The sequence below is a fragment of the Halomonas sp. BC2 genome (assembly GCF_002078115.1).
In the GTDB taxonomy this organism is placed as follows: domain Bacteria; phylum Pseudomonadota; class Gammaproteobacteria; order Pseudomonadales; family Halomonadaceae; genus Vreelandella; species Vreelandella stevensii.
The window spans coordinates 108,225-117,537 of record NZ_LFGT01000012.1 but is presented as its reverse complement, the minus strand read 5'-3'; the positions used below and the strand labels follow the sequence as shown (position 1 = coordinate 117,537).

Below are 9,313 nucleotides of genomic sequence, written 5' to 3'. Positions count from 1 at the left end.
ATGGGAAGATATCGGGGCGAACGCATATTTTTTCAAGCTAACGAGCTTGCCGCTAGCGCAGACGTCATAGCACACATTACTTAGCCAGACCAAACGACACCCACGAAAAAGCGCTGCTCAAGGCAGTGGCCGAACGGATAACAGAGACGAAGGGGATCCAGCGAGGGAAAATCAGAAAAAGCGATGGAAAAGCAAAGACGAAGACGAAGACGAAGAAACAGGAAGGAGGACCGTTGAACTGGAGCGGGAAAGGAGATTCGAACTCCCGACCCTCGCCTTGGCAAGGCGATGCTCTACCACTGAGCTATTCCCGCAACATGAACGGCATTACTTATGGGAACCGGTTAAAACAACCGATGACGACAACCAAGTATCAGCGTCATGCGAGTGGCGTCCCATAGGGGGTTCGAACCCCTGTTCCCGCCGTGAAAGGGCGGTGTCCTGGACCACTAGACGAATGGGACACATGTACACGTAGACGACTGGAGCGGGAAAGGAGATTCGAACTCCCGACCCTCGCCTTGGCAAGGCGATGCTCTACCACTGAGCTATTCCCGCTTGATGTCGCTAAAAATCGGATTGGCGTCCCATAGGGGGTTCGAACCCCTGTTCCCGCCGTGAAAGGGCGGTGTCCTGGACCACTAGACGAATGGGACGTATAAACACGTATGATTCATTACATACGCGTTATGGAGCGGGAAAGGAGATTCGAACTCCCGACCCTCGCCTTGGCAAGGCGATGCTCTACCACTGAGCTATTCCCGCAACTCCGATAACCTGAACGATACGATGGCGTCCCATAGGGGGTTCGAACCCCTGTTCCCGCCGTGAAAGGGCGGTGTCCTGGACCACTAGACGAATGGGACGTTTCATTGCCTCGTCGAGGTGGCGCGTATATTAATCAGCGCACCTCTTACTGTCAAGCCCTCTGATATCGAAACGTTTTATGCCTGCGCAACGAAGGTGCCTGAGGGCAATAACATGCGCGATAACGGTGCACGAAACTTGCCCATGCGCACCACGCCACCCGTTCAGCGCATCCTACAAAGCCCTAAAAATCTTTTATTTAAAATAAAATCGATTTTTTGGCATATCCCTTGCTTTGTACACAGCGTCCCTCGGCGATTGGTGCTCCCCTACCACTGCCGTCTTTCCTTACTGCATGAGGTGCTGTATGTCCTTTACCCGTCGCAAGTTTCTTACCAGCGCTGCTCTGACATCCACTGCGGGGCTGGTGTTGGGCGCCCCTTCCTTGGCCAAGGCGCAGTCGAGCGAACAGTTCAACTGGCGAATGACCAATGCCTACAGCCCAGGCTCTCCGTTCTATGTAGAAGGGCCCGGCAGCCCGCGGGACGTGATTGCCAAGATCAACGCCATGTCGGGCGGACGGCTCAATATTCAGCACTTTGCAGCAGGAGAACTGATCCTGTGGTCGAAGCGCTGCGTGAAGCCACGATGGATACCCTGGCCACCGAAGCCAACGCCGACTCACTGGTACGCACAGGTGCGGGTGGATGTGTTTTACGAGCGTTTTCCCGCCATCGTTCGGCGCATCACCAAAGTGATCGGCGGTCTGCTGCTATTGGTCATGGGGCTCTACATCGCCTGGCTGACCCTGCCCTGGGTAGAGCAGTCATATCTGCGTAACGAAACCTCACCCAACCCAGGCGGCCTGCCCTTCCGCTGGTTGCTGAAATCGCTCATCCCTCTGGGGTTTCTTCTATTGGCACTACAAGGCCTGGCCACCGGCATGATTTGTGCGTCGGACACGCTGGGGCAAATCATCCTCCCTAGCCTGGTGCTGATTCTGCTGGCGGAGATCCTCGGTGAATCCGTGGGCACCATGTTTGCGGCGGCGCCGCCAGCGTTTAGGCCCGGTACTGGCGCTATCGCCCACTTTCGCACATGCTGAACCTGAGCAGGGCTGCCATTGTCACTGGTATAGCGTCAGGCATAACGGTGGTATCCTGCCTGCCCCATAAGCCTCTGCTTATCAGCAACCGGAGGGAGAGGAGAGCCCCATGGCGAAAATAGCGAAATCCCCTGAAGAATGGCGCCAGCAGTTGACCCCGGAGCAGTACCGCGTCGCTCGGGAGAAGGGAACCGAGCGTCCGTTTACCGGTGACTATCAAGTGAGCGATGCCCAAGGCATCTACCACTGCGTCTGCTGTCATGCGCCGCTGTTCGAGAACGAACACAAGTTCGATGCAGGCTGTGGCTGGCCAAGCTTCGACAGGCCACTGGGCATCCGCTGCGTGGAAGAGCATCTCGATACTTCCCACGGCATGATTCGCACCGAAGTAGTGTGTTCCCACTGCGATGCCCACCTGGGACACGTGTTTCCCGACGGCCCCCCGCAAACGACGGGCCTGCGCTACTGCATCAACTCGGTCTCTTTGGAGTTTCACCCCGACGAATAATTGATCCCAAACGAAGCACAGCAAGGCGGGCACCATCTGTTAGAATGGCGGCCCGCTTTTTTATGCCGAATGTTAGTGCTTGCAGGAGATCCCCATGCTCGGCTGGTTCCCAGGACACATGAACAAGGCCCGCCGCCAGATCAAGGACGCGCTGCCGGAAATCGACGTCGTGATCGAAGTGCTCGATGCGCGGCTCCCCTACTCCAGCGCCAACCCGATGCTGGCCGAGCTGACCCGCCACAAGCCGGTCCTCAAGATTCTGTCGCGTGCCGACCTGGCCGACCCTGCGCGTACCGACGAGTGGGTCGCGTTTTTCGATGCCCAAGCCGACACACGGGCGCTGGCCATCACCACCACCAACACCCGGGAACTGAAGCGCATTCCCCGGCTTTGCCATGAGCTGGCCGGTGCGGTGCGTGCCGACCGTGATGTTCGTGTGATGGTCATGGGGATTCCCAACGTCGGCAAGTCGACGCTGATCAACGGCCTGGCAGGACGCAAGATCGCCAAGACCGGTAACGAGCCCGCCGTGACCAAGCGCCAGCAAAAGGTACGCATCGATGGCCGCGTGGCACTGATCGATACGCCTGGTGTGCTGTGGCCCAAAATCGAGGATCAGGCCAGTGCCTACCGGCTGGCGGCCAGCGGTGCCATTCGCGACACGGCCATCGAGTATACCGATGTGGCCATGGTGGCCTGTGCCGAACTCGCCAAACGCTACCCCGACGCGCTGACGGCCCGCTACAAGCTCAAGGCGCTGCCCCGCTATGAAGCCCCTGCCACCCCTCAGGCAGAGGTCGATGCCGATGGCCCCCAGAAGCCCGACTTTATGGCCATTGCCGGGTTCGATGGCCACGCCATCCTCACCGAAATTGCCAGCAAGCGCGGTGGTTTGCGCCCTGGCGGCGCCGTGGACCTGCACCGAGGCGCCGAAGTGCTGCTGCATGAACTGCGCGACGGCAAGGTGGGCAGGCTGACGCTGGAAACCCCCGAGGACATTCCACCGCCCGTGGAGCAAATCGACCAAGACAGCTCGCCATCAAGCAACGCATAATGGGCGAATAATCAGTCACTCCCACGGCAATGGACACTTTTGGATAACGCACCCCATGGACACCGCGCAGCCTAACGAATCACACACGCTCAAGAAGTCCCATAAACTGCACAATGTCTGCTATGACATTCGCGGCCCGGTTCTCGACCATGCCAAGCGCCTGGAAGAGGAAGGCCAGCGGATTCTCAAGCTCAACATTGGCAATCCGGCCCCCTTTGGTTTCGAGGCACCGGAAGAGATTCTCCAGGACGTCATGCGCAACCTGCCCACCGCCCAGGGCTACTGTGATTCGAAAGGGCTCTACTCTGCGCGCAAGGCCATCATGCAGGAGTGCCAGCGCAAGCAGATCCCCGGCGTCGGTATCGAAGATATCTATATCGGCAACGGCGTGTCCGAGCTGATCGTCATGGCCATGCAGGCGCTGCTCAACGATGGCGATGAAGTACTGATCCCGGCACCGGACTACCCGCTATGGACCGCTGCTGCCCACCTGTCGGGCGGCCACGGCGTTCACTATCTGTGCGACGAGCAGGCCGACTGGGCGCCGGACATGGCCGACATTCGTGCCAAGGTCACCAGCCGTACCCGGGCCATCGTCATCATCAACCCCAACAACCCCACCGGGGCAGTGTACTCTCCGGAAGTGGTGCGGGAAGTCCTCGAGATCGCCAAACAGCACAATCTGGTGGTATTCTCCGACGAGATCTACGACAAGATTCTCTACGACGGGGTCGAGCACACCGCCACGGGGGCGCTGGCCGACGACGATCAACTGGTCATCACCATGAACGGGCTTTCCAAGAGCTACCGCTGCGCTGGTTTTCGCTCCGGCTGGATGACCATTTCCGGCACGCTGGCCAAACAGCGGGCCAAGGATTTCATTCAGGGCCTGACCATGCTGGCCTCCATGCGGCTGTGCGCCAACGTACCTGCCCAGCACGCCATTCAAACGGCGCTGGGCGGCTACCAGTCCATCAATGACCTGATCCTGCCTGGCGGGCGCCTGCTGGCGCAGCGGGACATCACCATCGAGAAGCTCAACGCCATTCCCGGTGTCTCCTGCGTAACACCCAAAGGGGCGCTCTACGCGTTTCCGCGCTTGGACCCCAAGGTCTTCAATATCAAGAATGACCAGCAGCTGGTGCTGGACCTGTTATTGCAAGAAAAGATCCTGCTGGTGCAAGGCACGGCCTTCAACTGGCCAGACCCGGACCACGTGCGCATCGTGACGCTGCCCTGGGCCGACCAGCTGGGCGACGCGCTGGATCGCTTTGCCAATTTCCTGTCACGCTATCGGCAGTAGTTATTTCAGTCTTCATGTCCGTCGCTACAGCATTAAAAACAGCTACTTGAAACTGTAGCGACGGGCACGCATCTAAGCCATATTCCAGCAAGACCCCGCTATAAACCTGAAGGGAGAAACCCACCCATGATGCGAATTATGCTGTTTCTGGCGACCAACCTCGCCGTCGTACTGGTGGCCAGCTTTACGCTGCGCCTGTTCGGCGTCGAGGGCTATCTGCGCAGCCAGGGAATCAACTTCACTGGCCTACTGCTGTTCTGCTTCATCGTCGGCATGGCGGGCTCGATCATCTCGCTGTTCATGTCCAAATGGCTGGCCAAGCGCTCCACGGGCACGGTGATCATCGAAACGCCTTCCAACGCCACCGAAAAGTGGCTGGTGGACACCGTGGCCGAGCTTTCCCGTGAAGCCGGGATCAAGACCCCCGAAGTGGGCATTTTCCCGGCCCAGCAGTCCAATGCATTTGCTACCGGCTGGAACAAGAACGACTCGCTGGTAGCCGTCTCGGCGGGCCTGCTCAACCGCATGCGCCCCGAAGAGGTCCGCGCGGTACTGGCCCACGAGATTGGCCACGTGGCCAACGGCGACATGGTCACCCTGGCACTGATCCAGGGCGTGGTGAACACCTTCGTGATGTTCTTTGCCCGTGCCGTCGCCCACTTGATCGACACCTTCCTGAAAAGCCGCAGCGACGGTGAAGGCGGCCTGGGCTTCATGGGGTATTTTGCGGTGGTCATGATTGCCGAGATCGTGTTTGGCATCCTTGCGTCGGCCATCGTGGCGTGGTTCTCGCGCTACCGCGAATACCGCGCCGACGAAGCGGGTGCACGCTTGGCGGGCACCGGCGCCATGGTCAACGCCTTGGCGCGCCTGAAGGCCGAAACCGAAATGCCCGACCAGATGCCCGACCAGATGCGCGCCATGGCCATCACCAAAGGCCAGACCCGCTCGCTGATGGAGCGCATGTTCGCCAGCCACCCACCGCTGGACGACCGCATTCGCGCCCTGAAAGAAGCCGCCTACCGTCAGTGATGCTAACCGTCACTTAACGGCAGTCGCTACCATAAGGCCCGCATCGCGGGCCTTATGCGTTTTGTATCCAGCTCTTTTCAGCCGAGCTGGACTTGAAAACCGGCAGCTTCCAAAGGCGCACACAGTGGCTGGGCATCTTCTTTCAACAGCACACTCAGCGTGGCAAACTCGCGACGCAGCGGGTAATGGGCACGGCAGTGATCGAACCCCTTGGCAACCCCTTGCTGCATCGCGTTACGCTGCAGCGTGTCGTGGTCACGGCGCACGTCATACACCGCTCGGATACATAGCCGCAGTGCCTCTTCAACGGGCAGTGCCTGTGAGAGGGTCAGCGAGGCCAGCACCGGGGGCGGGCACAAGTCACTGAATGCCAGGCCGGAGGGGCGGCCTTCATGTGCCGCCAGCGCCTGCTGAATCATCCAGGTGCCGCGCAGCTTGCCATCCAGGCTGTGGCCGGCAATGTGAGGGGTTGCCAAGGCCACCAGATCCCTCAGGCCGGCATCGATGCCCGGCTCGTCCTCCCACACATCGAGAATGGCGGTGATGTCGCCCTTGCCTGCCAGGCGGCTGCGCAGTGCCAGCCCATCGATGCAGTCCCCGCGCCCGGCGTTGACCAGCACCGTTTGCGGGGTCAGTTCCTGGAGCCGCTCGGCGTTCAACAAATGGTACGTCGCGTGGGGGCCGTGCTTGACCAGCGGCGTATGCAGGCAAATGACATCGCATTGCTCGATCAGGGTATCCAGGTCCACGAAGCCCTCAGGCCCTTCCTGCTCGGCGCGGGGCGGGTCACATACCAGCACCTCCATGCCCAGTGCACTCAGCCGCATCAGCAAGCGGCTGCCGACATTACCGGCCCCGACGACTCCCACACGGCGCGACAGCAGACGACCACCCTTCCCGCTCGCTCACGGTCAACAGGCTGCTGAGCACATAGTCCACCACGGCGTCGGCATTGCAGCCAGGCGCACTGGCAAACCCGATGCCCTGGGCTGAGAGGTAGTTCAAGTCGATATGATCGGTGCCGATGGTGCAGGTGCCGACGAAAGCAACACGGCTGTTGGCCAGCAAGGCCCTCATCCGGACCCGGGTGATGGAGCGCACGATGAGCGCGTCGGCATCGGCCACGTCGGCCGCGCGAATCTCGCGCCCGGGCAGGCGGTGCAAGGTGCCCAGCCCGCCAAAGCACGCGTCGGCGGCGGGGATGTTGGCATCGATGACAAGTTTCATAGGCGTTTTGATTTCCGGGCTTTACAATACGCCCGCAATGGCTTGCTGTGCAGGCGTGAACATGATGGCGTTAAGGAGATGGGTGTGATCGTACGCTGGGAAACCGACCATGACTATGTGTTGGTGCACATTCACCAGGATATGTTCGGCGACTGGATTTTCAGCCGCGCCTGGGGGCAGATCGGCACCCAGTTTGGCGGGCTGAAACATCAGTTGGCCGACACCCTGGCGCAGGCACAGATGTGGCTGGAGGACGAGTCCACCATCCAGACCTCGCGAGGCTTTCGCAAGGTACTGGAAGCCGCCGACCACACCCCCGAAGGCCAGGAGGCCATGCGCCAGCTGTCGCTGCTGGATGTGCTGTAGGCACGCCTACCCCAGAAATCGACGCCCATTACGCTGGTGCGCCCCCACCGGGGACGTCGGGGCTGGCGGGTTGGTCAGGGCCGCCAGCGCCGCTTCGTCCAGCCAGCCTCGTTGCTCCAGCCATTGGCTCAGCCGCGCCAGGTCGAAGCCACGGTCCAGCTCTTCCCCCTGCTCATCCAGCAACACCGGTATACGCACGCCGTAGCGCTCGACCAGCGCGTCGTCTTCGCTGATTTCGATGCGCCGCAAGTCCACTGGCTGGTTGGCCAGGGTGGTCACCAGCGCTTCGAGTTGAGCGCACAGATGGCAGCCCAGAGTAGTGTAGATGGAGAGTTTAATCATCGGCTCGGCTCTTGATCAAAAAGACGTGATGCAGGTTGGTGCGACGCTGGAAATCCGGGTCGAAGGTGCGCGCGGTGATCTCCTCCACTGCGTAACGCTGCACCAGCGCATCGTCCAGTTTGAAACGCCGCTGGTTATTCGAGAACACCAGCACGCCACCCGGCGCCAGGCGCGCCATGGCCAGCTCGACCAGCCTTGAGTGATCCCGCTGGATATCCAGCGTATCGCGCATCTTCTTGGAGTTCGAGAACGTCGGCGGGTCCATGAAGATCAGGTCGAAATCGGCATTGGCCGTTTCCAGCCAGCGGAAGCAGTCGTCCCTGACCACCCGGTGCCGCCGGTGATCCAGCTGGTTCAGGCTGAAGTTGTCTCTGGCCCACTCCAGATAGGTGTTGGACATGTCGACGCTGACGCTGTCGCTGGCCCCGCCTAGCGCGGCCTGTACGGTAGCCGTGGCGGTGTAGCAGAACAGGTTCAGGAAGCGCTTGCCGCTGGCCATGTCGCCCAGCATACGCCGCACGGGGCGGTGGTCGAGAAACAGCCCGGTGTCCAGGTAGTCGCGCAGGTTGACCCACAGCCGCGCACTCCCCTCACGCACTTCGAAACGCTCGCCGCTGGCATCGCGCTTCTGGTACTGGGCGGCGCCGGTTTGCCGCTCACGACGCTTCACATAAATCTTGCTGGGGTCCACGTCCAGCGCCTCAGGCAGCACTTCCAGCGCGTCGAACAGCCGCTTTTGTGCCTGAGCAGGGTTCACGGAGCCCGGCGCGGCATACTCCTGCACGTGAACGCGGTCGCCATAGCGGTCGATGGCCAGCGCATACTCCGGCATATCGGCATCGTAGAGGCGATAGCAGGTTTCACCGCTCTGCTTGAGCCACTTTTTCAGGCGTTTCTGATTCTTTGCCAAGCGGTTGGCAAACATCTGGGCATTTTCCGACACCGCTGGCTTGGCAGGCCGTTCCGGCGCCAGGGCCTCTGCCGTGGCGGAATCGGTGGGCACGGCAGACTCCCTGGCTGCGCCGATCTGCATCATCAGCAGCTTGGCATCCAGCGCACCATTCTTTAGCGCATACTGCTTATGGGCGCGCAGCCCCAGGCGATGCCCCAGGTCCGGATTGCCGGTGAACAGCGCCAGCATCCAGCCGGGGAACAGCGCCTTGGCCTTTTCCCCCAGCTGGGCATAGAGCCTGACCAATTCCGGCAATTCGCCCAAACGCTCGCCGTAGGGCGGGTTGGTGATCAACAGGCCCTGCTCTGCGGTGAGGTCGGCGGGGCGTGTGAGCTGGGCCAGGCTTTGGCCATGCAGGCTGATCAGCGCAGGAATGCCCGCGCGCATGGCGTTCGACTTGGCGGCACTCAGCGCTGCAGGGCTTTGGTCGAAGCCGATCAGTGGGTTCCTGCAGCGCTTGCGGCCAATCGACGCCCGCGCTTCGGCTTCGCGCTTGAGCTCACTCCAGAGCGCAGGCTCATGCCCCGCCCAGCCATGAAAGCCGAAACGCTCACGGTTGAGGTTGGGGGCCTGGTCGGCGGCCATCAACGCGGCCTCGATCAGCAGGGTGCCAGCCC

At 60.9% G+C, this 9,313-nt stretch carries 8 protein-coding genes, 6 tRNA genes and 1 pseudogene; 6 read left to right on the top strand and 9 right to left on the bottom strand.

Annotation, left to right across the window (positions count from 1 at the left end; translation table 11 throughout):
* Window positions 1-239: 239 nt before the first annotated feature.
* The 6 genes from B7L71_RS09440 to B7L71_RS09415 all read right to left on the bottom strand — a co-directional run bounded on the left by B7L71_RS09440 (window position 240) and on the right by B7L71_RS09415 (window position 866).
* Window positions 240-314 (bottom strand) — tRNA-Gly (locus B7L71_RS09440).
* A 74-nt stretch (window positions 315-388) separates the two neighbouring features.
* Window positions 389-464, bottom strand: a tRNA-Glu gene (locus tag B7L71_RS09435).
* A gap of 19 nt (window positions 465-483) precedes the next feature.
* Window positions 484-558: transfer RNA gene (locus tag B7L71_RS09430), tRNA-Gly, on the bottom strand.
* Between the two features lie 22 nt (window positions 559-580).
* A tRNA-Glu gene (locus tag B7L71_RS09425) sits at window positions 581-656 on the bottom strand.
* Between the two features lie 34 nt (window positions 657-690).
* Window positions 691-765 (bottom strand) — tRNA-Gly (locus tag B7L71_RS09420).
* A gap of 25 nt (window positions 766-790) precedes the next feature.
* Window positions 791-866: transfer RNA gene (locus B7L71_RS09415), tRNA-Glu, on the bottom strand.
* A gap of 308 nt (window positions 867-1,174) precedes the next feature.
* Between B7L71_RS09415 and B7L71_RS17680 the strand changes: the two genes are divergently transcribed.
* From B7L71_RS17680 to htpX, 5 genes are all read left to right on the top strand, one after another.
* Window positions 1,175-1,912 (top strand): TRAP transporter small permease subunit, encoded by a 738-nt coding sequence (locus tag B7L71_RS17680; protein ID WP_249273222.1) that lies wholly within the window; start codon window positions 1,175-1,177, stop codon window positions 1,910-1,912.
* Between the two features lie 109 nt (window positions 1,913-2,021).
* Window positions 2,022-2,420 carry a peptide-methionine (R)-S-oxide reductase MsrB gene (msrB, locus tag B7L71_RS09400; RefSeq protein WP_081137520.1) on the top strand — a complete coding sequence of 133 codons (399 nt, stop codon included), beginning with the start codon at window positions 2,022-2,024 and terminating at the stop codon, window positions 2,418-2,420.
* A gap of 94 nt (window positions 2,421-2,514) precedes the next feature.
* Complete coding sequence (gene ylqF / locus B7L71_RS09395; protein WP_081137518.1) at window positions 2,515-3,474, top strand: ribosome biogenesis GTPase YlqF; 960 nt, start codon at window positions 2,515-2,517, stop codon at window positions 3,472-3,474.
* A gap of 55 nt (window positions 3,475-3,529) precedes the next feature.
* Window positions 3,530-4,777 carry a pyridoxal phosphate-dependent aminotransferase gene (locus tag B7L71_RS09390; RefSeq protein ID WP_081137517.1) on the top strand — a complete coding sequence of 416 codons (1,248 nt, stop codon included), beginning with the start codon at window positions 3,530-3,532 and terminating at the stop codon, window positions 4,775-4,777.
* 126 nt (window positions 4,778-4,903) lie between these two features.
* Window positions 4,904-5,809 carry a protease HtpX gene (htpX, locus tag B7L71_RS09385; protein WP_016914474.1) on the top strand — a complete coding sequence of 302 codons (906 nt, stop codon included), beginning with the start codon at window positions 4,904-4,906 and terminating at the stop codon, window positions 5,807-5,809.
* Between the two features lie 77 nt (window positions 5,810-5,886).
* Here the strand turns inward: htpX and pdxB are convergent.
* Window positions 5,887-7,036: pseudogene (gene pdxB / locus B7L71_RS09380) on the bottom strand (4-phosphoerythronate dehydrogenase PdxB).
* 84 nt (window positions 7,037-7,120) lie between these two features.
* On the opposite strand from pdxB, the gene B7L71_RS09375 reads away from it, so the two are divergent.
* Window positions 7,121-7,402 (top strand): hypothetical protein, encoded by a 282-nt coding sequence (locus tag B7L71_RS09375; protein ID WP_039176935.1) that lies wholly within the window; start codon window positions 7,121-7,123, stop codon window positions 7,400-7,402.
* Between the two features lie 6 nt (window positions 7,403-7,408).
* On the opposite strand, the gene B7L71_RS09370 is transcribed toward B7L71_RS09375, so the two are convergent.
* Both B7L71_RS09370 and rlmKL read right to left on the bottom strand, forming a co-directional pair.
* Complete coding sequence (locus tag B7L71_RS09370) at window positions 7,409-7,744, bottom strand: glutaredoxin family protein (protein ID WP_081137515.1); 336 nt, start codon at window positions 7,742-7,744, stop codon at window positions 7,409-7,411.
* The coding region (rlmKL, locus tag B7L71_RS09365; protein WP_081137513.1) for a bifunctional 23S rRNA (guanine(2069)-N(7))-methyltransferase RlmK/23S rRNA (guanine(2445)-N(2))-methyltransferase RlmL at window positions 7,737-9,313 on the bottom strand (1,577 nt) is incomplete at its 5' end. The genes B7L71_RS09370 and rlmKL, both read right to left, overlap by 8 nt.

What these genes read in the sequence shown, in the direction of transcription:
- B7L71_RS09390 (WP_081137517.1), top strand. Translation starts at nt 3,530, where the DNA reads ATGGACACCGCGCAGCCTAACGAATCACACACGCTCAAGAAGTCCCAT.
- htpX (WP_016914474.1), top strand. Translation starts at nt 4,904, where the DNA reads ATGATGCGAATTATGCTGTTTCTGGCGACCAACCTCGCCGTCGTACTG.
- ylqF (WP_081137518.1), top strand. Translation starts at nt 2,515, where the DNA reads ATGCTCGGCTGGTTCCCAGGACACATGAACAAGGCCCGCCGCCAGATC.
- B7L71_RS09370 (WP_081137515.1), bottom strand. Translation starts at nt 7,744, where the DNA reads ATGATTAAACTCTCCATCTACACTACTCTGGGCTGCCATCTGTGCGCT.
- msrB (WP_081137520.1), top strand. Translation starts at nt 2,022, where the DNA reads ATGGCGAAAATAGCGAAATCCCCTGAAGAATGGCGCCAGCAGTTGACC.
- B7L71_RS17680 (WP_249273222.1), top strand. Translation starts at nt 1,175, where the DNA reads ATGTCCTTTACCCGTCGCAAGTTTCTTACCAGCGCTGCTCTGACATCC.